The 26,518-nt window shown below is 34.3% G+C and carries 22 protein-coding genes and 1 other RNA gene; 10 read left to right on the top strand and 13 right to left on the bottom strand.

Annotated features, from left to right (window positions below):
- Window positions 1-5: 5 nt before the first annotated feature.
- The 4 genes from J3495_RS01845 (at window position 6) to J3495_RS01830 (ending at window position 2,781) form a co-directional block, all read left to right on the top strand.
- The gene (locus tag J3495_RS01845; RefSeq protein WP_210664859.1) at window positions 6-1,235 is read left to right on the top strand and encodes a TMEM143 family protein; all 1,230 of its coding nucleotides are present in this window, start codon (window positions 6-8) and stop codon (window positions 1,233-1,235) included.
- Window positions 1,236-1,279: 44 nt separating this feature from the next.
- On the top strand, window positions 1,280-1,744 hold the full coding sequence (locus J3495_RS01840; RefSeq protein WP_210664858.1) for an Mpo1 family 2-hydroxy fatty acid dioxygenase: 465 nt from the start codon (window positions 1,280-1,282) through the stop codon (window positions 1,742-1,744).
- Window positions 1,745-1,922: 178 nt separating this feature from the next.
- Complete coding sequence (locus J3495_RS01835) at window positions 1,923-2,402, top strand: BON domain-containing protein (protein WP_210664857.1); 480 nt, start codon at window positions 1,923-1,925, stop codon at window positions 2,400-2,402.
- 7 nt (window positions 2,403-2,409) lie between these two features.
- Window positions 2,410-2,781, top strand: coding sequence for a LysM peptidoglycan-binding domain-containing protein (locus J3495_RS01830; protein WP_210664856.1), 372 nt, complete (start codon window positions 2,410-2,412; stop codon window positions 2,779-2,781).
- A gap of 317 nt (window positions 2,782-3,098) precedes the next feature.
- Here J3495_RS01830 and J3495_RS01825 read toward each other — a convergent pair whose 3' ends face one another.
- Complete coding sequence (locus tag J3495_RS01825) at window positions 3,099-3,392, bottom strand: hypothetical protein (protein WP_210664855.1); 294 nt, start codon at window positions 3,390-3,392, stop codon at window positions 3,099-3,101.
- Between the two features lie 123 nt (window positions 3,393-3,515).
- Between J3495_RS01825 and rnpB the strand changes: the two genes are divergently transcribed.
- The 3 genes from rnpB to J3495_RS01810 all read left to right on the top strand — a co-directional run bounded on the left by rnpB (window position 3,516) and on the right by J3495_RS01810 (window position 6,168).
- An RNA gene (gene rnpB / locus J3495_RS01820) (RNase P RNA component class A) lies at window positions 3,516-3,837 on the top strand.
- Window positions 3,838-3,865: 28 nt separating this feature from the next.
- Entirely contained in the window at window positions 3,866-5,119 is a 1,254-nt protein-coding gene (locus tag J3495_RS01815; protein ID WP_210664854.1) for a cation:dicarboxylate symporter family transporter, read from the top strand.
- A 137-nt stretch (window positions 5,120-5,256) separates the two neighbouring features.
- Window positions 5,257-6,168 carry a ketopantoate reductase family protein gene (locus J3495_RS01810; RefSeq protein WP_210664853.1) on the top strand — a complete coding sequence of 304 codons (912 nt, stop codon included), beginning with the start codon at window positions 5,257-5,259 and terminating at the stop codon, window positions 6,166-6,168.
- Here J3495_RS01810 and J3495_RS01805 read toward each other — a convergent pair.
- From J3495_RS01805 to J3495_RS01790, 4 genes are all read right to left on the bottom strand, one after another.
- On the bottom strand, window positions 6,163-6,357 hold the full coding sequence (locus J3495_RS01805; protein WP_210664852.1) for a hypothetical protein: 195 nt from the start codon (window positions 6,355-6,357) through the stop codon (window positions 6,163-6,165). The two genes, J3495_RS01810 and J3495_RS01805, sit on opposite strands and share 6 nt — an antisense overlap.
- A gap of 98 nt (window positions 6,358-6,455) precedes the next feature.
- A complete protein-coding gene (locus J3495_RS19155) occupies window positions 6,456-6,626 on the bottom strand; it encodes a winged helix-turn-helix domain-containing protein (RefSeq protein ID WP_236025377.1) in 171 nt (56 codons plus the stop codon).
- 150 nt (window positions 6,627-6,776) lie between these two features.
- Window positions 6,777-7,379, bottom strand: a complete 603-nt coding sequence (locus tag J3495_RS01795) for an RsmD family RNA methyltransferase (RefSeq protein WP_210664851.1) — start codon at window positions 7,377-7,379, stop codon at window positions 6,777-6,779.
- Window positions 7,376-8,197: a DUF3822 family protein gene (locus tag J3495_RS01790; protein WP_210664850.1), complete on the bottom strand. Its 822-nt coding sequence runs from the start codon at window positions 8,195-8,197 to the stop codon at window positions 7,376-7,378. The genes J3495_RS01795 and J3495_RS01790 overlap by 4 nt, the downstream gene beginning before the upstream one ends.
- A 229-nt stretch (window positions 8,198-8,426) precedes the next feature.
- Here J3495_RS01790 and J3495_RS01785 point away from each other — a divergent pair, with 229 nt between their 5' ends.
- Both J3495_RS01785 and ygiD read left to right on the top strand, forming a co-directional pair.
- Window positions 8,427-9,851 (top strand): ATP-dependent DNA helicase, encoded by a 1,425-nt coding sequence (locus J3495_RS01785; protein WP_210664849.1) that lies wholly within the window; start codon window positions 8,427-8,429, stop codon window positions 9,849-9,851.
- Between the two features lie 117 nt (window positions 9,852-9,968).
- On the top strand, window positions 9,969-10,799 hold the full coding sequence (ygiD, locus tag J3495_RS01780; RefSeq protein ID WP_210664848.1) for a 4,5-DOPA-extradiol-dioxygenase: 831 nt from the start codon (window positions 9,969-9,971) through the stop codon (window positions 10,797-10,799).
- Between the two features lie 270 nt (window positions 10,800-11,069).
- Here ygiD and J3495_RS01775 read toward each other — a convergent pair whose 3' ends face one another.
- Complete coding sequence (locus J3495_RS01775; protein WP_210664847.1) at window positions 11,070-12,839, bottom strand: carbohydrate-binding protein; 1,770 nt, start codon at window positions 12,837-12,839, stop codon at window positions 11,070-11,072.
- A gap of 701 nt (window positions 12,840-13,540) precedes the next feature.
- Here J3495_RS01775 and kdsB point away from each other — a divergent pair.
- Window positions 13,541-14,272 carry a 3-deoxy-manno-octulosonate cytidylyltransferase gene (kdsB, locus tag J3495_RS01770; RefSeq protein WP_210664846.1) on the top strand — a complete coding sequence of 244 codons (732 nt, stop codon included), beginning with the start codon at window positions 13,541-13,543 and terminating at the stop codon, window positions 14,270-14,272.
- Window positions 14,273-14,837: 565 nt separating this feature from the next.
- Here the strand turns inward: kdsB and J3495_RS01765 are convergent.
- The 7 genes from J3495_RS01765 to uvrA form a co-directional block, all read right to left on the bottom strand.
- Entirely contained in the window at window positions 14,838-15,020 is a 183-nt protein-coding gene (locus tag J3495_RS01765; protein WP_210664845.1) for a hypothetical protein, read from the bottom strand.
- A 95-nt stretch (window positions 15,021-15,115) separates the two neighbouring features.
- Entirely contained in the window at window positions 15,116-16,075 is a 960-nt protein-coding gene (locus tag J3495_RS01760; protein ID WP_210664844.1) for an IS110 family RNA-guided transposase, read from the bottom strand.
- Window positions 16,076-16,195: 120 nt separating this feature from the next.
- Window positions 16,196-18,607, bottom strand: a complete 2,412-nt coding sequence (locus J3495_RS01755; RefSeq protein WP_210664843.1) for an alpha-ketoacid dehydrogenase subunit alpha/beta — start codon at window positions 18,605-18,607, stop codon at window positions 16,196-16,198.
- A 188-nt stretch (window positions 18,608-18,795) separates the two neighbouring features.
- The gene (locus tag J3495_RS01750; RefSeq protein ID WP_210665007.1) at window positions 18,796-21,546 is read right to left on the bottom strand and encodes an aminopeptidase; all 2,751 of its coding nucleotides are present in this window, start codon (window positions 21,544-21,546) and stop codon (window positions 18,796-18,798) included.
- A 298-nt stretch (window positions 21,547-21,844) separates the two neighbouring features.
- Window positions 21,845-22,573, bottom strand: coding sequence for an LOG family protein (locus J3495_RS01745; RefSeq protein WP_210664842.1), 729 nt, complete (start codon window positions 22,571-22,573; stop codon window positions 21,845-21,847).
- Window positions 22,574-22,778: 205 nt separating this feature from the next.
- Complete coding sequence (locus J3495_RS01740; protein WP_210664841.1) at window positions 22,779-23,138, bottom strand: cupin domain-containing protein; 360 nt, start codon at window positions 23,136-23,138, stop codon at window positions 22,779-22,781.
- A 452-nt stretch (window positions 23,139-23,590) separates the two neighbouring features.
- Window positions 23,591-26,422, bottom strand: coding sequence for an excinuclease ABC subunit UvrA (uvrA, locus tag J3495_RS01735; RefSeq protein WP_210664840.1), 2,832 nt, complete (start codon window positions 26,420-26,422; stop codon window positions 23,591-23,593).
- Between the last annotated feature and the right edge of the window lie 96 nt (window positions 26,423-26,518).

Raw genomic sequence — 26,518 nt, 5'->3', positions numbered from 1 at the left:
AAAAAATGACACGAGAACATTACATTCCTTTCAACAAGGAATTTTTACTCGAGCAGCAACTAGCCACTTTCGGAGAAGATAAAAAGAAGGCAGATGATTTTAGAAAATTATTTGATATCATCGAGCATTATTATCACTACGAAGCCTTTAATCTTAATAGAAATTTAAAGCAAAATTACGCCTTATTCGATCCCGATTTAAGTCCGAAAGAGCGAGAAATATTTAGAGATAAAAGTGATTTTGCTGTTTTTAAGGAAACACTTCTCAAAGTCTTGGATAACGGTAATTACAGGCGTATTGATCAGGAGACTTTAGACAAAGCATTTAAGAATTCAGATTTAATAGGTTTAAATCTCGCTATTGATTTTAATGCATTTAGAGATTACGAATTGTATGTTCGCGGGCATCATAAAGCCAAAGAAAAGATCACTAAATACACTTTTTGGAAAAAAGAAATCGAAGTAGAATATTACGATCGTGTGATGATTTATCTCAATTATAACGATGCAGATTATCTCAAAGAAAAGAAAGTCAAACTAGGAAAAATGCCTGTGGATCCAGCATCTATCGTGCTAAAAATCTTTAAGCGTGTACCCAAAAACGACCTCGAAACAATATTTCCAAATGCTGTACCCAAAATGTCAACTAAAGACAAACTGTTCTTTTGGGTGCCAGGGGTTTTTGGAGGATTTTCGTTATTGAGTACCAAAGTAATTCCTGCTTTGATTAACATGTATGCCGCTTACCAATCGGGAGAAACTATAGATTTGTTAAACAGTAAAGCCTCACTCAATCAGGGGTTAATTGCGCTCGGAATATTGTCACTTTATTTATTTAGACAGTACAGTAATTTTGTCAACAAGAAGATCAAGTATTCAAAGATACTTTCAGATAGTCTGTATTTTAAGAACCTCGGAAATAACAGTGGAGCCTTTTATTCTTTGTTAAATTCTTCTGAGGAAGAAGTGCTTAAAGAAACTATTTTGGCTTTTGCTTTTTTAAATAAAAGTAATCATCCGTTAACGGCCGAAGAACTTGATAATCAAATAGAATTATGGTTCTCCACAAAGCTTGATACTTATCTTGATTTTGATGTGAATGATGCTTTGCAAAAACTAAAAAACATTGGGTTGGGTATAGAAACTGATGGAAAATGGCAAGTGATTGCAATAGACAAAGCGCTCATTCAGATTGATGAATTGTGGGATGGTGTTTTTGATTATAACCAGTTATAAGAGAGCTGTTTTTTTAGTATATTTACGTATCAAAATTCAAAAAAATGAGAACATTAGAACAATGGTTTGAAGAATATGCTGTAAGTCATCAAAACCCAAAAAACAAAGCAATACACTACATTTGCGTTCCTGCTATTTATTTTTCTATAGTGGGGTTGTTAATGAGTATTCCGAGTGGTATTATTGCTAATACTTTGCAGTTAAATGTTCCTATTATCGAAAACTGGGCGGTAGTTGTACTGCTTTTTGTACTTGTTTTTTATGTGAGATTATCTATTGCAATGGCCTTTAAAATCGCCATCTTCTCGGCGATTTGTCTGATTATAAATTATTACATTGCACAAGTTGCTCCTTTATGGATAGTATCGATCGCTATTTTTGCAGTAGCTTGGATCGGGCAATTTTACGGTCATAATATAGAAGGAAAAAAACCTTCATTCTTAAAAGATATTCAGTTTTTAATGATCGGCCCGGCTTGGGTGTTAGACAATTTGTTTTCTAGAAAATAGTTTATTAGAATGCTGGATTGGCCGATAGTTGATGTCTTATTTTAAAATATTTAAAATAATCCGCTGGTTTTATTACTATCTAATGTAAATAAATATAAGTTTTTTATTGTTATTGCATACTATTTTGTAAATTAATTCGTTAATTTTAAAGGATTAAATAACTTTAAAAAATATTATTATGAAGATTAAATCTATTTTATTAGGAATAGGCTTTGCTTTTTTGTTAGGGGCTTGTGGTCCTAAAGATGCGGATATTCAAAAAGAAATCTCTGCAAAATTAAGCGATATGCCTGGTGTAGAGGTTACCGTAACGGATGGTGTTGCTACTATTTCGGGTACGTGTGAAAATGATTTTGTCAAACAAAGTGCAGAAACAGTCATTAAAGGAGTCAAAGGAGTAAAATCTGTGGTCAATAACTGCCAAGTTCCTTTGCCTGCACCAGCCCCTGAGGTTGCCCCTGTTGAAATTAGCCCTGATGCAGTTTTAAATACTTCTGTAAATGATGTAGTAAAAGCGTACAGTGGCGTTAGTGCTTCAGTTGTAGATGGTGTTGTAACTCTTACAGGAAATATAAAAAGGGAACAACTTCCGGCTTTGATAAAAAGTATACAGGAAATGAAACCTAAAAAAGTAGAAAATAAGTTAACTATTAAATAAAGTCAAGATGAGTTTACAAGATAAATATAAAGAGTTAACAAATTTGGCCAGTAGTTTAGGAGTAGCAAATTTGCAGGTAAGAGAGCAAGATAATGTGCTATATGTTGATGGTACAGCAAAATCGTCTGAGGACAAAGAAAAATTATGGTCGGCTTATGGAAAAATTGACCCTGATTTTAGATCGGCTGATGTTGTGATGAATATTGCAGTTACAGAAGGAGCAACTACAGATTATACCGTGGTAAGCGGCGATTCGTTATCAAAAATTGGAAAAAAACACGGCGTTTCTTGGCAAGCAATTTACGAAGCCAATAAAGATGTCATTAAAAACCCTGATTTGATTCAGCCTGGCTGGAAATTAAAAATACCAACTGCTTAATTGTTTTTTTGAGTTGTTTTTAAAAAGTCTGTCTTATGATAGACTTTTTTTGTGGCTTACTGGTTTTAGAAGGCATAAAAGTAACAAAGATTTAAACGGGCTTTTGTTGTTTTTTATTCATCGCGAGGAACGAAGCAACTACACTGAAAATTGATTTAGTAAATGAGTTTACTTCGTTCCTCGCAATGACTTATATTTTGTAAAATATTATTTTCTAATGAAACCTAAAGTCCTAGCCCTGATGGAAGCGGCATCCTTTTGCTGGCTTTTTTTGCCAGAAAAAGATAAAGCGTACAGCAGGAAAAAGCTCCTGAAAATTACCTTCCTTTAATGTTTAAATCGAATAAAAATTTTGCGGTTTCCTGATCTGAATCTGCCGAAAAACCCGCTACATAAACTCCTTTTTTGCCTGAAATTGATTTGATTCCGTATACAACTGCCTCATCGCCTGGGTCCGAATCCCCTTCGTATCGATACACATGAACAATTTCAAATTTTTCAGGATTCTTTTTTATTATGTCTGAATTTAAATTAAAATCAAACGTAAATCCTTTCTCATTCAATTGATCTAAAGCTTTTGAAACAGTTGCGTAATGATACATTTTAGTCATAATAAATGAATTTTAAAATTATGATTTTAAAGATAACCAATTTAAAATTAAATCATTAGGTAATTTCTATAAAAAACAGAAATTTAAATGCTCGGTTGTTAGTTCATAAATCGCTACTTTTGCCCTGCAGACCGCCTTATCGTCGTCCTGATTTATCGGGAGGGAGGAAAGTCCGGACACCAGAGAGAAGCATAGCGGGTAACCCCCGTCGGTCCTGATAATTATCAGGATTAGGACAAGTGCAACAGAAAGTATGTACAGGTAATGCTGTAGTGAAACCAGGTAAACTCTATGCGGTGAAATACCAAGTATATCAGCATTTAAGGGCTTCTCGTCCGTTGTTGAAGGGTAGGTAGCTTGAGTCCAGCAGCAATGCTGGATCTAGATAAATGATAAGGCTCTGATTGATCAGGGACAGAATCCGGCTTATAGGTCTGCTTTTTTTATATATTTGTAAAGTCTAACTTACTTTTATGAATATATCTTCGCCAGCTCCGACTCAATCTTCTAAGAAAAGCACTTTTAAAGTCATTATCACCAATCTTACTTTTTGGGTATTAATCGCCATTATAGCAGGCGTTTTACTCGGACATTTTACACCGAACATGGGTGTAAAAATGAAGATTATTGGAGATACTTTTGTAGATATTATCAAACTTTTTATTGGTCCGATTATATTTTTAACCATTGTTTTGGGGATTTCCGGCATGGGCAACCTTAAAAAAGTAGGACGTATTGGTATTAAAGCGCTGACTTATTTTGAAGTGGTTTCGACTATTGCACTGGCGATCGGAATTGCGGTTGCGTATCTTTTTCAACCCGGAAAAATAGACAAAACGGGATTGGCACTTCAGGATGCCAGTAAATACACCAAGAATCCTTCCGGAGATTTTTCGTGGCTGCAATTTTTTCTTTCTAATTTTACATTGCAAGTTCTTTTAGCGGCTATTGTCGTGGGAATCGCATTGAATTTTTATAAACATAGAGAACCGACTATCTTGGTTTTGGAACGGTTTTCTAAAGCTGTTTTCTTTGGTTTGAAATATGTCATGTACCTAGCGCCATTGGGGGCTTTTGGCGGGATGGCCTACACTATTGGTAAGTTTGGTTTGGAAACCTTGATTCCGCTCGGAAAGCTGATGTTGTGCGTCTATCTTACCATGATTTTGTTTGTGTTTTTGATATTGGGAACCATCCTGAGGTATTATAAAATTAGTATTCTTTCTATTCTAAAATACATCAAAGAAGAGCTTTTATTAGTTTTAGGAACATCATCATCCGAGGCAGCTTTGCCTAGTATTATGATTAAATTAGAGCAAATGGGCTGCAGTAAATCGGTGGTTGGTTTGGTAATTCCTACGGGTTATTCTTTTAATTTGGATGGCACTTCGATTTATTTGTCGATGTCGGTGATATTTTTGGCGCAATTGTATGATGTACATCTTAGTTTTTTCGAAATCCTGAGCGTGATTGGTATTTTGATGATTACTTCAAAAGGAGCGGCAGGCGTTACAGGAAGCGGGTTCATTGTTTTGGCGTCGACACTTACGGCAATTCATAAAATTCCGGTAGAAGGTTTGGCTTTTTTGTTGGGAGTTGATAAATTTATGAGCGAAGCCAGAGCAATAACCAATTTGATAGGAAATACTGTCGCAACGATTATAATTTCTAAGACCGAAAGAGATTTTACAACTTTGAATTTAGAGCCTGTTCCGGAAGATAATTAATTCGTATGTGCTAATTTTGTGTCTTTGCGAGGAACGAAGCAAACTCACTAGCAAAAGACACAAAGTTTGATTTTGTAAATTAGATTGCTTCGTTCCTCGCAAAGACATAGATTGGGTGAAAAATAAAAAATAGTAGAATGAGAATAGGAATTTTAGGATTAGGAGGTGTTGGAGGATATTTTGGAGGTCTTTTGGCGAAAGCCTTTTTGGATTCGGATGAAGTTGAAATTGTTTTTATCGCTCGCGGAGAAACTCAAAAAGCAATATTTAACCACGGATTAAAAATCGTAACCGATGAAACTGAAACTATTGTTTATCCCAAAATAGTATCCAATAATCCAGAGGAAATAGGTGTATTAGATTTTTTAATTTGTGCTACAAAAACGTATGATATTGAAGAAAGTTTGCTTTCTTTAGAGAAATGTATACATCCAAAAACAGTTATACTTCCTTTGTATAATGGGGTTGATGCTCCAGAGCGCATTCAGTTATTATTTCCTGAAAATGATATTCTGCAAGGTTGTGTGTATATCGTTTCGATGATTTCTTCTCCGGGAGTTATTCGAAAAATAGGGTTTTACGAAAAATTATTTTTTGGTTCGAAAACGGCGACTTCTTCAAAATTGAATGAGTTGCAAAGTATTTTTCAACAAGCTAAGATTGAAAGTTATTTGGTCGAAAATATAGAAGAAACTGTTTGGGAAAAATTTGTTTTTATTTCGGCTTTGGCTTCGGCTACTTCGTATCTCAATCAAAATATTGGTGAGATTTTAAGCCATCCGGAATCAAAATCATTGTATGAAGCGCTATTGTACGAAATTGAAGCGGTTGCAAAGGCAAAAGAGTTGCAATTGCCAAAAGATATTGTAAATCAAACGATTATTAAACTAGAAAAATCGCCTAAAGAAGCGACTTCATCGATGCACAGAGATTTATTAGCGGGCAAAAATACCGAGGTGATTTCGCTAACGCAGTTTGTTGTAAATGAAGGTTTAAAACACGGCGTAAAAACTCCTCTCTATGAAAAGATTGGTGGTTCTTTGTTATGATTCGTCTTTTGTACCACGAACTAAACTGATACCGGACATAAAGAAGACGATTCCCAAAATACCGTAAATAATTAACGATTTAATATCTCTCGTCTCTCCTGAAGTACCAGCAAATATAACGGCTGTGTAAATAAGACCCACTATTCCGAGGACGGTTAACAGCCCACCAAAAAATCTTTTTAGATTCATAATTTATGTTTTAAATGTTCACTCCAAATGTATTCGTATTATATCTGTAGAACGTTACATAATTAACTACTAAAATTATATTATTCGCAGGCTGAAAATTAATGGGTTATTTTGAATTCTAAACCAATATTTCGAATGCTTTCAATACGGATTCCAGCATCATCTTTAAAATATTTTCTGAGTTTACTGATATAAACATCCATGCTCCTACCAGAAAAGAAATCATCATTTCCCCAGATGGCAGTAAGGATTTGTTCTCTTTTGAGCAATTGATTTTGATGAATATAAAAAGTACTTAATGAGAGTGGCTTCTTTCTCTGTAAGCTGTTTGTATTTGTTGATTAAAACGCAAAGTCAAACGTTTGCTATCAAAAGAATATACCAATCTGAATGTTTTCGTATTTGGGCAAATTGATTTTTTAACCTTCGTCTTCTTCTATAATTTTATTTGAATTATCGGCAAGTTCTTCATCGTCGTCTGTAGAGTTTAATTCGAAAAAACTAAAGAACGAACCACCATAATTTTTCTGAAAAGAAAAATTGCTCAGATGTTCCATTTTTGTGTATTTTGAGTGTTCTATGATCATCATTCCGTCTTCATTTAGTAACTCACGTTCAAAAACCAGTAATACAATTTTTTCAAAAGTGGCTTGATCCAACCCATAAGGAGGATCAGCAAAAATAATATCGTAAGAGGTTTTGCAATTTTCTAAATACTTGAAAACATCACTTTTGGTAGCAGCAATCTCAAAATCATATTCTGAGGCCACTTGTTTGATAAATTTTACACAACCAAAATCACCATCAACAGAGGTGATTGGCGCACTTCCGCGCGATGCAAACTCAAAACTAATATTGCCAGTTCCCGAAAATAAATCCAAAATTTTTAAGCCATCAAAACTAAAATGATTATTCAAGACATTAAATAATGCTTCTTTACTCATATCAGTGGTTGGTCTTACAGGAAGGTTTTTTGGCGGAAAAATGCGACGTCCTTTGTATTTTCCTGAAATGATTCTCATGATTGAAATAGAATATAATGTTTTTGATTTTGTGCAGTTGAAAAGTTATTTTTTTGCTGTAAAGGGCTCACATCAAAAAACGAAATATTACGTATATATTGATAAGCTATAGCATAGAAAGCATCGTCTTTACTGATGGTTCCCAGTAATTCTAATGGAAAAGTTTCTGGGTTTAAATTGGTTTGCTCGGCTGTAAAAAGCAAATAATAGATAAAATCTTCCGGAGTTTGATATTCAAATGAGTTGAACAACAAAAGCTTTTGGTTTTGTACAACGATAACTTCAAAATGACCAAAATTAAAATTGACAACCATTTTTTTGTCGTCATTATTTTTTGATCCTTCTAAGATTTTTTCGACCAAAATACTGTTGGCATGTTTGTATTCAAAAGAACCAAATTGGTCAATAAAAAAGTTGTTGATATTGACATACGGAATATAAACTGCATTCATCTGATAATTTTTTACTTCATCAAAAGCAAAAAAATCAGTATCAAAAACCTTTGTATTGTACTGTAAATAGCTACCTAAGTAGTTTTCGTCAAATAGGGCAGTGGGTACAAAAGTCGAAAGATTATTGTTGTGAATGACTAAAATTTCGTCATAAGTATCTTTTAATTCAGGATGTTTATTGAAGGCTTCTCCAAACAATTCTTCTATTTGGGTTGATTTATGAAAAGCATCAAAATGTACTTCGTTTAGCGAAAGTATAGTATTGTTGAGTGTATCAAAACAACAAAAAGACAATCCAGTCAAGGAAACCTGAATGGATAATTTTTTGTAATTTTTTGTGGTAATATTAGTATTTTGCAATGACATGGTTTGATTTACAATTCGTTACCTGCTTTAGTATCAAGAATGAATTTAATTCGAACACAAACTTACAAATTAAAAAGCAACAATAATAATCAATAGTAAAATTCGATAAGTATATAGACTTGCGTTTGTGTTTTTATTTTGACGTGACCACTAAAATTACTTTTGATTTTTCAAATTGAAAGTGAAATTACCATTAAAAAAACCGTACTTTGTAGTTCAATTTTACTTTATGAATTCATCACTGTTTTACAGCGTTTTACAAAAACGATTTCCTTTTGCACCCACATATAAGCAGGATATTTTTTTTCAAAAAATTGCTATTTTTTTAACGGAAACCAATAATGACACTATTTTTGTTCTAAAAGGGTACGCCGGAACAGGAAAAACAACTGTGATTTCGACGATTGTAAACAATCTGGAAGCTATTAATAAAAAATTTGTTTTGCTGGCTCCCACTGGGCGAGCTGCAAAAGTTATTGCCAATTATTCGAATACGCCAGCGTTTACCATTCATAAAAAAATATATTTCCCGAAAAAATCTGCGGGCGGAGGCGTTGCTTTTACCAGACAAATTAATAAGCATAAAAATACGATTTTTATTGTCGATGAAGCATCGATGATTTCAGACAGCAATTCCGATTCAAAATTGTATGATAACGGCTCGTTGCTCGACGATTTGATTTCGTACGTATATTCCGGAACCAACTGTAAAATGATTCTCTTGGGAGATACGGCACAGTTGCCTCCCGTAAATTTAGATATTAGTCCTGCACTCGATACGCATACTTTGGGCGCCCATTATGATAAAGAAATAGAGCACATTGAGCTTGATGAAGTGATGCGTCAGGAAGAAAGTTCGGGAATTTTGTTTAATGCCACAGCCCTTCGAGAACTGCTGAAAGATAGTTTTATAACCGAATTTAAATTTGATGTAAAAAAGTTTAAAGACATTGTTCGGCTCACCGATGGTTATGATATTCAGGATGCTATCAATACGGCTTACAGCAATTATAGTATCGAAGATACCGCTTTTATTGTACGCTCAAATAAAAGGGCCAATCAGTACAATGAGCAAATTAGAACCCGAATTTTGTTTAAAGAAAGCGAACTTTCTGTTGGTGATTTTCTCATGGTGGTAAAGAATAATTATTTTTGGCTGAAAGAAACAGACGAAGCTGGTTTTATTGCCAATGGAGATATTATTGAGGTGCTGGAAATGTTCGGAATCAAAGAATTGTACGGTTTTAATTTTGCGAGAGTAAAAATTAGGATGGTCGATTATCCGGATCAAAAACCTTTTGAAACCGTTCTGCTATTAGATACTATAAAAAGTGAATCACCTTCTTTAACCTACGAAGAATCCAACCGTTTGTACGAGGAAGTGATGAAAGATTATGAAAGCGAAATGACCAAATACAAGAAATTTCAAAAGGTAAAAGCCAATGAATATTTTAATGGTTTGCAAGTAAAATTCTCGTATGCGATTACCTGTCATAAATCGCAGGGAGGACAGTGGAATACTGTTTTTATTGAGCAGCCCTATCTGCCAAACGGCATAGATAGAGATTATATTCGATGGTTGTACACGGCTATGACACGTGCTAAAAATAAATTATATTTGATTGGATTTAAAGACGAGAGTTTTATAGAATAAAAATTTAGCTACAGATTAAAATGATTCCTACAGATTTATTATAAATAGAATTAGATGAATTTTTAGAAAAATATTTTTTAATCCTTTTAATCTGTGGCAAAATAATATTTTTTAGCAATGACAACACTAAACGATTTACATTCGATTTCATCAACGTTTTCGAATACTGATAAAATGCCGGTGCTGTTTTTAGGACACGGCAGCCCAATGAATGCAATTGAGGAGAATCAGTTTGTGACTGGTTTTCGTAATTTGGCTAAAACTTTGCCACAACCTAATGCTATTTTGTGTATTTCGGCACATTGGTTTACAAACGGAACCAAAGTTACTGCTATGCAAATGCCAAGAACGATTCATGATTTTGGTGGTTTTCCGCAAGCACTTTTTGATGTGCAATATCCCGCAAAAGGAAGTCCCGAATTGGCTCAGGAAGTACATGCAATATTAGAGCCCGTGAGCATCGATTTGGATGAGTATTGGGGCTTGGATCACGGTGCTTGGAGTGTAATCAAACATTTGTATCCAGAAGCCAATGTGCCTGTGATTCAATTAAGCATTGATTATACTAAGTCGGGGCAATATCATTATGAACTGGCTCAGAAGTTGCAGTCCTTACGACGTAAAGGGGTTTTGATTATCGGAAGCGGCAATATTGTACACAATTTACGCCTAGTTGATTTTCAAAATTTTGACAAAGATAATTACGGTTACGATTGGGCAATTGAAGCGCGCGAAACAATTAATAATTATCTTTTGGATGGTAATTTTCAGCCTTTGATTGATTTCGAAAAAATGAATAAGGCGATTCAATTGGCGATTCCGACTCCCGAACATTATTTGCCTTTGTTGTACACTTTGGGTTTAAAAGAAAAATCAGAAGAGCTAAATTTGTTTAATGATAAATTATTAGCAGGTTCTTTGAGTATGACTTCGGTGAGGATTTGTTAGAAGAAAGTATCTTAACAACGTTTGTATTTATTGTATAAATAAAAAGACTTGAGGAATTTTAAAATTAAAATAAAGGAATTATAATTTTATCTAAAACACATTTTTTTAATAACATAATATTTTTGTTTCAACTAAAATAATAAAAATAAATTTAGGATAGTGCTTGTAATAGTGAAATGCTATTTCAAAAAAACAAAATACTTACACTTATTTCTTGAATAAAATAGGTGTAAGTATTTTTTGTATTCTCTATTGATAGATGAAATACATTTAATTAATAAGTAGTTTTTTTCTTTTGCCATTAAATTCTACAATGTAAATTCCAGAGTTAAGTGAACTCACATTTACTAATTGTGAACGCCCTGACAATACTTTTGAACCAGCATTAGAGTACACAATCCAATCATATTCGTTATTAAAATAAATAAAATCTTTTGCAGGGTTTGGATAAAAGGTATTTGAATCCGACTCTTCCATAACTATATTTTTACTAGAACTGGTTTTAGAAGTACCATTATTAGAGAAATTGAACCAATTTAAATTAAATCCATCTTTTACTATCTCAAATTTTAATTTATGATTTCCTTGAGTTAAATTAACAGTAGTACTTGAGGTTTGCCAATTTTGCCATCCCCCAGTAATAGGAAGATCTATTGACTTTTGATAATTATTATCTACCAAAAGATTTAAACGTCCACTTTTTTCTAAACTTGCTATCCTAATGTCAAAGTTATAATTTCCAGTATTGGATACTGTGACATTGTATTCTAATATATCATTTACATCAAAATAACCAACATTTTGTCCTCCTCCCGTATCGGTAGTATTCTCTAACTGAGTACCAAAGGTCATAGAGTAATTTTCCGCTTCAATTTTACCAGGTATAGACAAACCAGAGGGTGTTTGAGATGAAAAATTAAACCAATTTAAGTTGAAACCACCTTTTACTACTTCAATCTTTATTGTGTGTAATCCAGCTGGTAAGTCTATATTTTTAGTTATTGTCTGCCATGTTTGCCATCCATTAGTGATTGGTAAATCTGTCGATTGATAATAAACGCCATCAATTAAAACGTTAATTTTACCACTTTCACTGTTGCTCGCATATCTTAAATCAAAAGTATATTTAGATGCACTAGCTACATCCACTTTATATTCTAACCAATCATTCAAATCAAGATATCCTACATTCTGACCTTGTCCGATATCTGTTGTGTTTTCTAATTGAATACCAAATGAATTAGAATAATTCTCAGCTTCAATTTTACCTGGAATTATTTGTGTAGCAGGAATTGGGGGTGTTGTAGAGTTATTATATCGAACTGTTGCTGCTATTGGATAATGATCTGAAGCAACAGGGCTACTAATAACCCATGATGTTAACGAATTGTATTTTGAATCAGTAGGACAGTAAATATAATCAAACTTGGTACCAAAACCAGTATTTACATTTCCAGTAGGATAAACATCTCTATAAGTATCGCGAAATTTAATAGCATTGTCGGAACCATTTTTCATCCATATTGTAACTGCATCTCCTTCGGTAGAATTAAAATCTCCAGTGACATATACTGGATCAGATTTAATGGCTCTGTTTGCTATTTTTTCTGTGAGTAGTTTAGCGCTTTTTAGACGTGCATTAGGTAAATCTGGAGTAGGAAAATGTGAATTAAAAATGTAGAAGCTTTTCCCTGAAGACTTTTCTATCAAATGGACATAAGTACAAATACGATTATAATCACCTTCAAATCGGGAAGGAACATTTGGCGTAGTTGACATCCAAAAACTTCCTGAATTTGAACTATCTAACGAGTATTTATCTGCTTTATAGAAAATCCACGATCCCTCTCCATTGTCACCGCCATCACGAGCTATACCATACCATGCATAACCTGTTTGTTGGGCAATATAATCACGTTGGTAATTGACAGCTTCTTGTGTACCAATAACATCTGCTTGTGTAACATTAAAAATAGAAGCTACATTTGATTTTCTATTGTCCCAATTTGTTCCAAAAGGTTGTTGGATATTAAAAGACATAATTTTTAGATTCAAGTCTTGTGATTTTGCAGTCGTAATTGCAAATAAGAATAAAATTAACTGAATTAGTGATTTTTTTTGTTTTTTCATGGTTTTTTGGGGTTATTAAATTTATAAATCAAGTAGGGTTAATTAATGTAACAAAGTGAGTGATTTTAAGTAAAAATAAATAAAAACTGTTTAAAATAATAAATAAACAAGAATTGTTCTATATATTGTCATTTTTGATGTATCATTCTTATTATTAAAAGGTACAGTAGAAATTAAAAAAAAAATTATCAATAGAATTATTAATGTCAAGTCTTAACTTTATCTTTTTATATTATGAAAGTTAGTAATTTGAAAATAATATTTTTAACTAATCTACTCCCAGATTATTAAGTTATAGATTTACATTAATACTGTTTCGATAATACTTTATATTTGCTTATACTTTAGTGTTGAAGGGATTATTTGGATGACATAAATGAATAAGTTAAAGTTGAAATTTAAACTGTTTATTATAAGTTTGTAAATGAAAAATAAAAGCGAACATCATTTTAGCTACAATTAATTATAGAAAAACCAAACTATAGTATTTTTAGCAAAGAGAAAAAATTAAAATCTAAATAATATTTAATTTCCAAAATTTAGATTTTTAGAAAAAATGTAATTAGAATTCAATTTTAGTAATATTCAATAAGAATTAGCAATAGCAATAAATGAAAATAATAGCAGTTATTCCGGCACGTTACGCATCTACACGTTTTCCTGCCAAATTGATGCAGGATTTAGGTGGAAAAACGGTAATATTGAGAACGTATGAAGCCTCGGTGGCAACCAACTTGTTTGATGATGTATTTGTAGTAACCGACTCAGATTTGATTTTTAATGAAATAGTTTCGAATGGAGGAAAAGCCATTATGAGCGTTAAAGAACATGAGTCTGGCAGCGACCGAATTGCAGAGGCTGTAGCAAGTTTGGATGTAGATATTGTGGTAAATGTGCAGGGAGACGAACCTTTTACAGAGGCAGGACCATTAGAACAAGTGTTGTCGGTTTTTAGAAATGATGAAGAAAGGAAAATAGATTTGGCTTCTTTGATGCGCGAAATCATGGATGAAGACGAGATTAATAATCCAAATAATGTAAAGGTGGTGGTAGATCAGTCGCAGTTTGCGCTGTATTTTTCGCGTTCTGTAATTCCGTATCCAAGAGATAAGGATGTGGGCGTGCGCTATTTTCAGCATATTGGGATTTATGCTTTTCGAAAACAAGCACTTTTAGATTTTTATAGTTTACCAATGAAATCGCTCGAAGCTTCTGAGAAATTAGAACAACTTCGCTATTTAGAATTTGGAAAAAGAATCAAAATGGTAGAAACTACGCATGTCGGAATTGGAATTGATACGGCTGAAGATTTAGAGAAAGCAAGAGCTATTTTAGGAGTCTAAATTGTTCAGAATAAGTTTTCTTCTGAAAAACGAGTACCCTAGCCCCGATAGAAGTGGAAATCCTTTTGTGCCGGTGTTCGGCATAAAAGATTGGAGCGAATAGCGGGAAATAGCTTCCATAAATTCAACTTTAAAAATTAGTTGATACGAATGCTGTCTTTGTTAGGAACGAAGCTATCTCATTTGCTAAATCAGATTAGTAGGGTTGTTTCGTTTCTCGGAATGACCAATCTTTATGGATAAAACGCAAAAAAGCTCCAGAATGTTGGAGCTTTTCATATGTGTTTTATTTTTTTTGACTCCAGTAAAAACCCGCTAAAAATTTAATTCTAGTCTTTTGATTCGGTATTTCGAAGTCTTTCAATAATTGGTATTTGTTTAATTATAGACGTTTAATCTCTTTGTTTTTATTATAAAAGGATAAGAAAATGTAAATTTTCATATTCGTGCTTCTGATTTGTATTGCTACATTTCTTTGCGACAAGTGTTTGTGCTTATCCAGTTCATACTCAGTTTTTATCACAGATTTATAGTTCTATTAAAACTGGCGAGCTTGTATTTATCTTTATGCTGATGGGGTTAGTCTTACCTTAAATCCCAGTCCAGCTAATTGGGTAACAAATTTTTGAACGTTTTTTTGTTTATTTCTTTCTTTTATTTTTTCTATCTGCAACAATGGTTCTCTGTATTCTTCCTTATTTTTTAGAATATGATACGTTGCTTTGATAATTTTATGACCTACTGCCATCAATGCTTTTTTACTTCCTTTTTTAAGTAACAATCGTTGATAGAATCCTTTTAAGTAGCCGTCCTTTTTCCTAGTTGCTCCCCATGCTGCTTCAACTAAAGTGGATTGGATGTATTTGTTTCCGTGGATGACTCGGGTGCTTTTTTTTTACCCGCACTTTCATTAGTTCCAGGACTTAATCCAGACCAGGAGGCTAAATGATGTTCGGTTGGGAATCGACTCATATCGGTGCCAATTTCACTAATAATAGTAATTGCTGTATCGCGTCCCACACCATCAATAGTTTGCAAAAGCTGTAATTCTATTTCATATTTTTCAATACTTAAGTCGATTTGTTGATCTAATTTGTTAATTAGTTTTTCATTTTCATCGATGGTTTCTCGAATCATTTTTAACATAAAACGATGGTGAGGGGTTATTCTCCCTGTTAAGGCTTTTGCAATATCCTCCTTACTGGCTTTAATCCTGCCATGGGCATGGGTCAGCAAACTTACAACATCGTCTTTACCATCAATAATATCGTTGATCATTTTTGTTGCACTTGCTCCTTGAGTATCAGAAACAACACTGCTTAATTTAATATTACAATCTTCTAAGAACTTGATCATCCTGTTTTTCTCCGAGGCAATGAATTGTGTTTTTTTCTTTCTGTATCGAATTAGATCACGTAATTCACGTATCTCCACCGGTGGAATAAAGCTGCCTTTGAGTAATCCACTCAATAGTAATTTACTAATCCATACACTGTCCTTCTTATCTGTTTTATGCCCAGGAACATTCTTGATGTGACGAGCATTAACTAAGATGATTTCAAAATCCTCTTCCAGAATATTAAATAAAGGCTTCCAATAGATTCCGGTACTTTCCATCGCGATATGGGTAACTCCTTCTGATTTACACCAATCTCTTAAATCTATCAATGAACTCGTAAAAGCGTTAAAGCTTTTGGTTTGATAATCTTTATTACTCTTGCGAATCGTCGCAACTATAATGTCTTTATGAACATCTATTCCGCATCCTACAGAAATAAGCTGTTCGAATTGAACTGTTTCCATAATCGTAAATGTTTTTTTAGACATCTAATTTACGCAATATTTTCACGTCGCGTGAAAAACTCATCGGTGTTTGCGTGCGCTAAATCATGGTTGTTTTTATATTTAAAACCGAATAAATTCTTAGTACAAATCAGGGAATTTAGAAGGATTTGCTTCGTGCATCATGTCGTATACTTTCTCGAAAATATCTTCGGCAGAAGGTTTAGAAAAATAGTCGCCATCTGTACCATAAGCAGGTCTGTGCGCTTTTGCAGTTAACGTCTGCGGCTTGCTGTCTAAGTGTTTGTAAGCATCCTGCTCTTCTAAAATTTGTTGTAAAATAAAGGCCGAAGCCCCACCAGGAACATCTTCGTCGATTACGAGAAGACGGTTGGTCTTTGCGATACTTTTTACAATATCTTTATTGATGTCAAAAGGAAGCAAAGACTGGATGTCGATGACCTCGCAATCTATTCCTAAATCTAGCAATTCTGTTGCAGCCTGCTGTACCAATCTCAAGGTCGAACCATAAGAAACAAGCGTAATATCTGCGCCTTCTTTTAGGGTTTCTACCACACCAATTGGCGTTTTGAATTCACCAAAATTCAAAGGTGTTTTTTCTTTCAAACGGTACCCATTCAAACATTCGATTACCAAAGCGGGTTCGTCACATTCTAGTAAAGTATTGTAAAAACCTGCGGCCTGTGTCATGTCTCGGGGTACCAAAACATGGATACCACGAAGAGCGTTGATGATCATTCCCATAGGAGAACCTGAATGCCAGATGCCTTCAAGACGGTGTCCTCGGGTTCTGATGATTAGCGGCGCTTTTTGTTTTCCAACGGTTCTGTATTGTAAAGTGGCCAAGTCATCACTCATTATTTGAATCGCATATAGCAAATAATCCAGATATTGAATCTCAGCAATCGGACGCAAACCTCTCAAGGCCATTCCGATTCCCTGACCAATTATTGTGGCTTCACGAATACCGACATCGGCAACGCGTAATTCACCGTACTTTTCCTGCATCCCCTCTAAACCTTGGTTGACATCGCCAATGTTGCCGACATCCTCACCAAAAATCAGAGTTTCTGGATATTTGGTAAACAAAGCATCAAAGTTGTCACGCAAGATCATACGTCCATCCAGATCCGGTTTTGCATTTTCGGCATATTGAGGAAGTACTTTTTGTACCGAAAAAACATTTTTATCAGAGTCAGAATGTAAATGACTGCTAAATCTTGGTTGTGTTATAGCAATATAATTGGTGATCCAGTTGGATAATAGGACTTTACTATTCGGTACTTCGATAAAACGCAATATCTTTCTGGCAATCGTAAGCATTTCCTTTTTTAAAGGTGCTTTGATGGCTTTGATTTCAGAGATATAATTTTGAATTTTATCTTTATGATTAAGGCTTGCCGCCGAAATTTGTTCTAATAAAACAATAAGTTCTTTTTGGTCTTCAATAATCGGATTGATGAATGAATCCCATGCTTCTTTTTTAGCTTCGAGAACTTCTTTCTTTAACTGAAAATCAATTTCAGCCAATTCTTCCGGAGATGCAATATTGATGGCGATCATCCACAAACGCATCTGACGGATACAATCAAAATCTCTCTCCCAAGCCAGTCTGTCGCTGTTTTTGTAACGTTCGTGTGAGCCCGAAGTCGAGTGCCCTTGGGGCTGTGTTAACTCATTGACGTGAATTAATACTGGCACATGCTGCTCACGTGCAATGGCAGCTGCTCTCTCGTAAGTAGAGACCAACTCGGCATAATCCCAGCCTTTTACTCTAAAAATGTCATACCCGTTTGAGTCTTCATCGCGTTGGTATCCTTTTAGTATTTCAGAAATATTTTCTTTAGTGGTTTGATGTTTGGCGTGAACCGAAATACCGTACTCATCATCCCATACACTCATTACCATTGGCACTTGTAGTACTCCGGCAGCATTGATGGTTTCAAAAAATAACCCTTCAGAAGTACTGGCGTTTCCTATGGTTCCCCAGGCAATTTCGTTTCCGTTTACAGAAAATTTGTCTTTGGTGGTGATTCCTTCAACATTTCTGTAAATTTTGGATGCCTGCGCCAATCCCAATAATCTTGGCATTTGTCCAGCAGTTGGAGATATATCTGAGCTTGAATTTTTTTGTTTTGTTAAGTCTTTCCAAGAACCATCTTCGTTTAAACTATGCGTTACAAAGTGGCCGCCCATCTGTCTTCCGGCAGACATTGGATCAAAATTTAAATCGGTGTGACCGTATAAACCTGCAAAAAATTGCTTAGGTGTAAGTTCGCCAATCGCCATCATAAAAGTTTGGTCACGATAGTAACCAGAGCGGAAATCTCCGTTTTTAAAAGCCTTTGCCATAGCAAGCTGCGGCACTTCTTTTCCGTCACCAAATATTCCAAATTTGGCTTTTCCTGTCAATACTTCTTTACGTCCCAAAAGACTACACTCACGGCTTGTTACTGCAATTTTGTAGTCGTTTAATACTTCTGTTTTAAAATCCTCAAAAGTTAATGTAGTATTGTTTTTTTCTTTAATCATAATCTGGAATGGGTTATGTTGTGCTGCAAAAATACTTAAAAAGTATCAATAATCATAATTCATTAAAATAAATATAATTTAATTATTTGCAAGTAAACACTAAAAATAGGCTTCTTTTTTTAAATTATTATTATTATAATTTGCTTTTAAATAATAATAATTCATGTTTTTATTTAAAATTTATTCAATTAGAACCATTTTCGGGTAAAAAGATTGACTAATGTTTTAGGAGAAAAAGTGACCACAAATCGTATTTTTTCGTTGTATTTATTTTGCGAAATTTCCCAACCATTATTAGAATAGACAGGAAAATAGAGCTCGAAATAGTCCGGAACCAAGTTTAATCGGATGCCACTATCGTATACAAAAGACTCTTTTTGAGATTTACTTTTCAGGAAACCAACGTCTCCATACGCTTCAATCCAATTCCAGATAGAATAACTGGCATTAAAAGTCGCCATCCATTGATTGGCATAAGCAGGTTGTAATTTTGATTTAAAACCTCCTTCGGCCATGACAAACTGCTGACTGTAAAACCCCGTAGTCTCTGATCTCCCGAAAAGATTATAATCAAACAAATAATCTTTTGGCCTGTCTAATCCAAAACTGTAATAGTCAGAATTGGTTTTGTTATAAAGAAAACTTCCTGCATATACCCGTAAATTCAGCTGATGATTGTTCTCAAATAAATGTCTGAACTCTGTTTCTGCAGCAATTTTTCCAAAGCTGCCCGAAAACTGAACATCGGTCATGAAATTAAAATGATCAATCATTTCTGATTTGGTATTGTAATAGCGGGCATTAAAAATCGAGTAATTTGGTTGCGAATTATCAGTTATGAAAGCACTTTTTTCTCGATTCACGCCTACGTGACGCAACATGATCAGTTGCCTGTGGTTATCTCTAAAATCATTTTCCCTAATGCGTAGCTGAATCATCGTATTCAGTTTTAGATAAGTAGCATCGGGTGCGTAATGAAAGTAATTCTCACTGATAGAATATTTTACATTATAAAGACGGCTATTTCTAAAATTTTGGATGAATGAAAAGGCCGAAGAACTCGAAATGGTTCTGGCATTTAGCGAATACGAAGGATTGATATCAAAATTGAAAGGCTTGTCGAGAATGGTTTTGTTATGAAAACGAATTCCAGGCGAGAAACCATCGTACAAATTGTAGGTAAGCGTTGGGATGTACAAAATTTGATTGTAGTAAGGATCTTCGAGGTCTTTGGCAAAATTAAATTTTATAGGTCGATCTGTAATCGCTAAATTTTTGAGGGATTTCCAGTTGTTTCTTAAGTTGTATTCGGGAACTTCGTTCTCGTAATTCAAAACTATTTTATCAGCATTTTTTCTTTCTAAAGTATAAATAGAATCTTTAGTTTTGGGCTCAATCCATTGCTTAAAAACTACTTGATTTTTTTGGATTCCGTATATCGGAATCGGAGCGTAATGTCCTGTTTTGTTTTTTAATGAAAACTGAATACTGTCTTTGTTTCTCGAAACATTCGAAAATTTATAATCGATGAGGTCTCTGGAATTGATAATAGTGCTAAAAAACCAATCGATATTATTGGGGCTGTTTTGAGTCACAATTTTCTCAAAATCAAATCTAGTCGTTTGCGAATTTTGATTTAAATCATAAAATTCCTGAATGCTTTTGTTGACAATGTCATGATTGAGGTAATTGTCAAGATAACTAAAACTAAGGCCTGCACGATATTTACTTGCAATTTGCTCGTTAAATTTTATCAGACTATTTTTTGGATTGCCAAGTGGCTGATCGAGGTTTTTTCTCGCCATCAGCATATAATAATAACTGTATTGCTCATTAAAAGTGAGATTGACAATATTATAGCTTTTTAAGATTTTTAGATCAGAGAGGCTTCCCAGCATCTTTTGGTTCAAATGATTTTCTTCCATGTATTTCATCATGGTATAAATCTGAATTCCATCATACAACCAATTATCTTTTCTGGGGTCTAGACGTAAAGTGTTTCTCAAATAGGTATTGAGATAAGTCTTAAAAAAAGTAATTTCAAAAACAAATTCATCAGAAAACGGACTTATAAATGAGGGTAATTGGTTCAGGCCATAAAACTGATTTCGTTCATAATCAATTTGTGAAACAGTAATTTTTTCGTGAGGATATTTACCAATAAAAGCACTCACAAAAGAAACCGCTCTGTTGATAATAATAGCTTTCTGAATCTCACTGAGTTTCTTACTTTTCATATTCGTGACCACTTCCAGCGAGTTGTTTTCGTAGCTTTTAAAGCTATTTTGTTTTTCGATAAAAAGGCTAAAATCGGTTCTGTTTTTTCCACTAAAAAAATAAGAAGCAAAAGAGTCATTTATTTCTTGCTTAGAGACCAAATTAAGGTCGGTTGTTATTGAATACAGATTCGGGATTTTTATCTCAACATCATAATCTGTGATGGCATTCGCACTATCATCAATGTTGAGATTGTTGTATTTTACAAATTGATGATTGTCAAAGCGTGCAGGGCTTAGAAACCAGTTTTTTAAGATCATTCCGCCGCTTGCCGTGTAGCCATAACGTGTAAATTTGTCACTCGGAATTTTTACAATGTAGTTTAAATGTAGTGCTACTTTTTGTTTAGGAAGTAATTTTTGATTTAGTTGTATGGTTATAATATCAGGGTTTTGCTCGGTTCTTTCCCACTCAAGGGTAGTATTTCCTTCGCCGGAAACATTCAAAATGGTGGTATTGCCACGTTCTTTTTCATTAGCAAGATGAAAACCTTTATAAAATTCATCCGAAAAGCGTTTTGCGAGCGGCGTGTTTTTACCCGAATACGCATTATTCCAATCATTCAAAACAATAGTTTTCAAAGAATCATTTGAATCATTATAAAACGTGATGTCTTGTTGTATATTTAATGTTTTAAGCTCAAAATTTACCGCAACCTCCATTTTAGAATGATGCTGTGCATACTGTTTTAAAGAGCTCAATAAAACGAGGGCAAAAAGAATAATTTTATAAAATGATTTCAATTTTGGTTATAAAAAGATGGTGATACTAAATTTACGTTCATAAATTAGTTTTGGTTTTTTGTAAAAATAATATAAAAAATGAATTTTTAACCGCAAAGGACGCAAAGTATTTAGACAAAGGTTTTATAAAACGAAAGTTCGCAAAGCGGTGTTTGCTTTGCGAACTTTGTAAATTTTAGGTTATAAAAATCTTTGCTTCCTTTGCGGTTAAAAAAACCTAGAAATTCGGACTCAAATCATATTTCTTGTAGAATTTATCCAAGACATCAACTACTTCATCTTCAGTGTCAACGATCTTAAATAAGTTTAAATCATCTGGACTTACGGTTTGCATTTTTTCGACCAAAACCGTTTTTACCCAATCAATTAGCCCGGACCAGAATTCAACTCCAACCAAAATAATAGGGAATTTTCCAATTTTTTTCGTCTGAATCAACGTTATCGCTTCAAACATTTCGTCCAAAGTTCCAAAGCCTCCCGGCATTACTACAAAACCTTGCGAATACTTTACAAACATTACTTTTCTAACAAAAAAGTAGTCAAAATTCAGGTTTTTATCGTGATCGATATACGGGTTAAAATGCTGTTCAAAAGGCAATTCAATATTCAATCCAACGGAAATTCCGCCACCCAAATGAGCGCCTTTATTTCCAGCTTCCATAATTCCTGGGCCACCGCCCGTAATCACGCCATAACCAGCTTTGCTGATTTTATAAGCAATTTTTTCAGCCAACAAATAGTATTTGTCCTCTGGTTTTGTTCTTGCCGAACCAAAAATTGATACACATGGGCCAATACGCCCCATACTTTCATAACCGTTTACAAACTCGGCCATGATTTTAAAAATCGCCCAGCTGTCATTGGTTCTAATCTCATTCCACGTTTTTTGTTTCAAACGATCCTGAATTACCTTATCCTCATCGTTATCAAAATCTTCTAATCTCATTTTAGATATTTTAATTATTTATATTTTTATTTCTAGCTGTGTGTTTTAAAATTGTCATCCTAAGCATAGTTAAAGGAAGGAGCTATTTCCTGCTGGACACTATATCTTTTGTGGTGAACCCCACCACAAAAGGATGCCGTTCCCATCAGGGCTAGGGCAGTAGTTTTCAAAAGAAATTTGGTTCTACAAAACGAAGATTCTTTTATTAATACGTTTGTTCTTCAATTGACTTCGTAATGTTGCTTTTAACTTTTCCGGTATGTTCTGTAGTTTTAGATTCGATAAGCATTATAGAACATTCCTCAACCGATGAAACCCTATGATTTACGCCTTTTTTGACCACAAATAAATCACCTTTTTTCATGGTAAATGAGGATTCGTTTTCAATTTCCATCAAGAGTTCACCGTCGACGATATAAAATAATTCATCTTCATTTTCGTGATTGTGCCACGGAACTTCCTGACCTTTTATTTTTGCAACTTTAATATATTGATCGTTTACTTCATCAATTATTTTAGGAGAAAAATATTGGTCAACGTTACTAAATTTTTCTTTTAGATTCATAGATTTTATATTAACCTTTGTCAAAATCAAATAATCTTTAACAAAAACGGCTAGCTAAATTAGTACTTTTTTTAAGAATTGCCACAAAAATGAACATTTATTAATTTAAATGTAACGTTTGTTAAAATATATTTTAGGCTTTTGATTCATTATCAAATCGTAATGAATTTTTATAAAAACGGATCGCCTCAACGGATAAAAAGGTCATTTTGATTTGTTAAAATATAAAAATGTGCTAGGTTTAAGAAATAGTGTACTCAAGAATTGATATCTTACGGTTTTGTATCCTCATTTTTGTGATGCCAAAAATATGGTCTCCGCAAAAAACTCATTAATCAAAATCATCACCTTTGTCGAGCTACTTATGGAGATCCCTAGTACCTCGGTATGACAAAAATGCGCAGAGTAACTTTGGATATCAAACTTTGTCAAAGATTTTATGGTGAAATTTTTTATTCCAATTCTTTTTTCAAGAATTTCGCCGTGTGGCTCTTCTTGCTTTTCGCCACTTCTTCTGGAGTTCCTTTTGCGATCAATTCTCCGCCGCCTTTTCCACCTTCAGGACCAATATCGATAATATAATCAGCAAGTTTTATGACATCCATATTATGTTCAATCACCAAGATGGTATTGCCTTTGTCTACCAGTTTATTAATTACATCCATCAAAACACGAATGTCTTCAAAATGCAATCCCGTAGTAGGTTCATCCAAAATATAAAACGTATTTCCAGTATCTTTTTTAGACAATTCTCCTGCCAATTTGATGCGTTGTGCCTCACCGCCAGAAAGCGTTGTACTTTGCTGCCCAAGTGTGATATATCCCAAACCAACATCCTGAATCGTTTTTACTTTTCGATAAATCTTCGGAATATTTTCAAAAAACGGAACCGCCTCATCCACCGTCATATTCAAAACATCCGAGATAGATTTTCCTTTGTATCGAATTTCTAAAGTTTCTCTGTTAAAACGTTTTCCCTGACAGGTTTCGCATTCTACATAAACATCGGGAAGAAAGTTCATTTCAATGGTTCTCACACCGGATCCTTCGCAGGTTTCGCAGCGCCCGCCTTTTACATTAAAGCTAAAACGACCCGCTTTGTAACCGCGAATCATACTTTCTGAAGTCATGGTAAACAAGTTTCTAATTTCGGTAAAAACTTCTGTATATGTGGCAGGATTCGATCGAGGTGTTCTCCCAATCGGACTTTGGTCAATATCAATAACTTTATCAATATGTTCTAAACCTTCAATTTTTTTATAAGGCTGTGGTTTTTTGACACCATTAAAATAATACGCGTTCAAAATAGGGTAGAGGGTCTCGTTTATCAAAGTCGATTTTCCGCTGCCAGAAACTCCCGTAACACAAATTAATTGTCCTAGAGGCAATTCGATCGAAACATTTTTCAGATTGTTTCCGGTTGCTCCGGTAAGTTTCATAAACTTTCCATTGCCTTTGCGTCTTTCTTTCGGAATCTCCAATTTCATTGTTCCGTTCAAATATTGAGCGGTAATGGTATTTGATTTTAAAGTTTCTGCTGGCGTTCCGATACTAATGATTTCGCCACCATATTTACCAGCTTTTGGGCCAATATCTATAACATAATCGGCGCGCTCAATCATATCTTTGTCGTGCTCTACCACAATTACAGAGTTGCCTATGTCACGCAATTGCTCCAAAGAATGAATCAATTTTTCATTGTCTCTTTGGTGTAAACCAATACTTGGCTCATCCAAAATATATAAAACACCTACCAATTGCGAACCAATTTGTGTGGCCAGACGAATACGCTGTGCCTCACCACCCGAAAGCGATTTTGAACTTCGGCTTAAAGCCAAATAATTCAAACCTACATTCATCAGGAAGTTCAAACGATCCTTGATTTCTTTTACCACTTCAGAAGCAATCAAAAGCTGTTTGTCTGATAAATGTGTGTTAAGATCTTGAAACCAGGCTGTCAAATCAGAAATATCCATATCACACAATTCGGTGATGTTTTTTTCATTTACTCTAAAAAACTGCGCTTCTTTTTTCAAACGAGAACCATCACAAACCGGACAGTTGATCTCGTCCATGAAATCTTTTGCCCAGCGTTTTATGGTTGTCGAAGCGCTTTCGTCATATTGATTTTTTATGAAATTAGAGATTCCTTCAAAGTCTATTTTATAATCACGCGTAATGCCTAAATCTTTAGAATTTACGGTAAATTTATCTTTTCCACCATGTAAAATCATTTGCATGGCTTCTTCTGGAATTTTCTCAATCGGGTCTGTTATTTTAAAACCAAATTTTTCTCCAATAACTTCCAATTGTTTAAAGATCCACGATGATTTGTATTCTCCAAGCGGAGCAAATCCGCCACTTTTTATCGATAATTTTGGATTCGGAATAATTTTTTGAACATTGATTTCGTGAACCGTTCCCAATCCGTTACAATGTTGACAAGCTCCTTTTGGTGAGTTGAAAGAAAATAAATTGGGCTCAGGATTTTGATACGAAATTCCAGTTGAAGGACACATTAAATTTCTACTAAAATAGCGTACTTCATTGGTATCCTGATCCAAAATCATCAATACATTTTCTCCATGATGCATGGCGGTATTGATACTTTCAGCCAGTCTTTTTTGGTTGTCGTCATTGTCTTCGATAAGCATTCTGTCTACGACAATTTCAATGTCATGGGTTTTATAACGGTCAAGTTTCATTCCTGAAACCAAATCTTGTACTTCTCCATTTACGCGCACTTTTAAGAAACCTTGTTTGGTAATTTGCTGAAAAAGTTCGGCATAATGACCTTTTCTGGCCTTAATAACCGGGGCCAGAATATTGATTCGTTTGCCATTAAAATCATGAAGAATCAACTCTTTAATTTGCTCATCAGAATACGATACCATTTTTTCGCCGGTATTATAACTGTATGCGTCGGCGCCACGAGCGTAAAGTAATCGTAGGAAATCATAAATTTCAGTAATAGTTCCCACGGTCGAACGTGGACTTTTACTGGTCGTTTTTTGTTCGATCGCAATCACAGGCGAAAGCCCATCGATTTTGTCAACATCGGGACGTTCCAAACCGCCCAAAAATTGTCTGGCATAGGCCGAAAAAGTTTCCACATAACGACGCTGTCCTTCGGCATAAATCGTGTCAAATGCCAAAGATGATTTTCCAGAACCTGATAAACCAGTAATGACTACTAGTTTCTCACGCGGAATAGAAATATCGATATTTTTTAGATTATGAACTCTTGCGCCAAGAACTTCAATGGTATTGTCTTTTTCTAACATAAATTTGAGCAAAAAGCAAAGTTACCATTTTGATTTATTCTTTTGATGCTTGAGTGCAAAAGTTTATGTTACAATTAGTAACAAAAAACGCCAACC

Source organism: Flavobacterium geliluteum (assembly GCF_017948595.1).
Taxonomy (GTDB): domain Bacteria; phylum Bacteroidota; class Bacteroidia; order Flavobacteriales; family Flavobacteriaceae; genus Flavobacterium; species Flavobacterium flavipigmentatum.
The sequence above is the reverse complement of the archived record's forward strand: the minus strand, read 5'-3'. Positions and strand labels throughout refer to the sequence as shown.

Bases quoted from the DNA above. Each gene is read 5' to 3' on its own strand.
- J3495_RS01845 (WP_210664859.1), top strand. From the start codon at position 6: ATGACACGAGAACATTACATTCCTTTCAACAAGGAATTTTTACTCGAG.
- J3495_RS01840 (WP_210664858.1), top strand. From the start codon at position 1,280: ATGAGAACATTAGAACAATGGTTTGAAGAATATGCTGTAAGTCATCAA.
- J3495_RS01835 (WP_210664857.1), top strand. From the start codon at position 1,923: ATGAAGATTAAATCTATTTTATTAGGAATAGGCTTTGCTTTTTTGTTA.
- J3495_RS01830 (WP_210664856.1), top strand. From the start codon at position 2,410: ATGAGTTTACAAGATAAATATAAAGAGTTAACAAATTTGGCCAGTAGT.
- J3495_RS01825 (WP_210664855.1), bottom strand. From the start codon at position 3,392: ATGACTAAAATGTATCATTACGCAACTGTTTCAAAAGCTTTAGATCAA.
- J3495_RS01815 (WP_210664854.1), top strand. From the start codon at position 3,866: ATGAATATATCTTCGCCAGCTCCGACTCAATCTTCTAAGAAAAGCACT.
- J3495_RS01810 (WP_210664853.1), top strand. From the start codon at position 5,257: ATGAGAATAGGAATTTTAGGATTAGGAGGTGTTGGAGGATATTTTGGA.
- J3495_RS01805 (WP_210664852.1), bottom strand. From the start codon at position 6,357: ATGAATCTAAAAAGATTTTTTGGTGGGCTGTTAACCGTCCTCGGAATA.
- J3495_RS01795 (WP_210664851.1), bottom strand. From the start codon at position 7,379: ATGAGAATCATTTCAGGAAAATACAAAGGACGTCGCATTTTTCCGCCA.
- J3495_RS01790 (WP_210664850.1), bottom strand. From the start codon at position 8,197: ATGTCATTGCAAAATACTAATATTACCACAAAAAATTACAAAAAATTA.
- J3495_RS01785 (WP_210664849.1), top strand. From the start codon at position 8,427: ATGAATTCATCACTGTTTTACAGCGTTTTACAAAAACGATTTCCTTTT.
- ygiD (WP_210664848.1), top strand. From the start codon at position 9,969: ATGACAACACTAAACGATTTACATTCGATTTCATCAACGTTTTCGAAT.
- J3495_RS01775 (WP_210664847.1), bottom strand. From the start codon at position 12,839: ATGTCTTTTAATATCCAACAACCTTTTGGAACAAATTGGGACAATAGA.
- kdsB (WP_210664846.1), top strand. From the start codon at position 13,541: ATGAAAATAATAGCAGTTATTCCGGCACGTTACGCATCTACACGTTTT.
- J3495_RS01765 (WP_210664845.1), bottom strand. From the start codon at position 15,020: ATGGCAGTAGGTCATAAAATTATCAAAGCAACGTATCATATTCTAAAA.
- J3495_RS01760 (WP_210664844.1), bottom strand. From the start codon at position 16,075: ATGGAAACAGTTCAATTCGAACAGCTTATTTCTGTAGGATGCGGAATA.
- J3495_RS01755 (WP_210664843.1), bottom strand. From the start codon at position 18,607: ATGATTAAAGAAAAAAACAATACTACATTAACTTTTGAGGATTTTAAA.
- J3495_RS01750 (WP_210665007.1), bottom strand. From the start codon at position 21,546: ATGGAGGTTGCGGTAAATTTTGAGCTTAAAACATTAAATATACAACAA.
- J3495_RS01745 (WP_210664842.1), bottom strand. From the start codon at position 22,573: ATGAGATTAGAAGATTTTGATAACGATGAGGATAAGGTAATTCAGGAT.
- J3495_RS01740 (WP_210664841.1), bottom strand. From the start codon at position 23,138: ATGAATCTAAAAGAAAAATTTAGTAACGTTGACCAATATTTTTCTCCT.
- uvrA (WP_210664840.1), bottom strand. From the start codon at position 26,422: ATGTTAGAAAAAGACAATACCATTGAAGTTCTTGGCGCAAGAGTTCAT.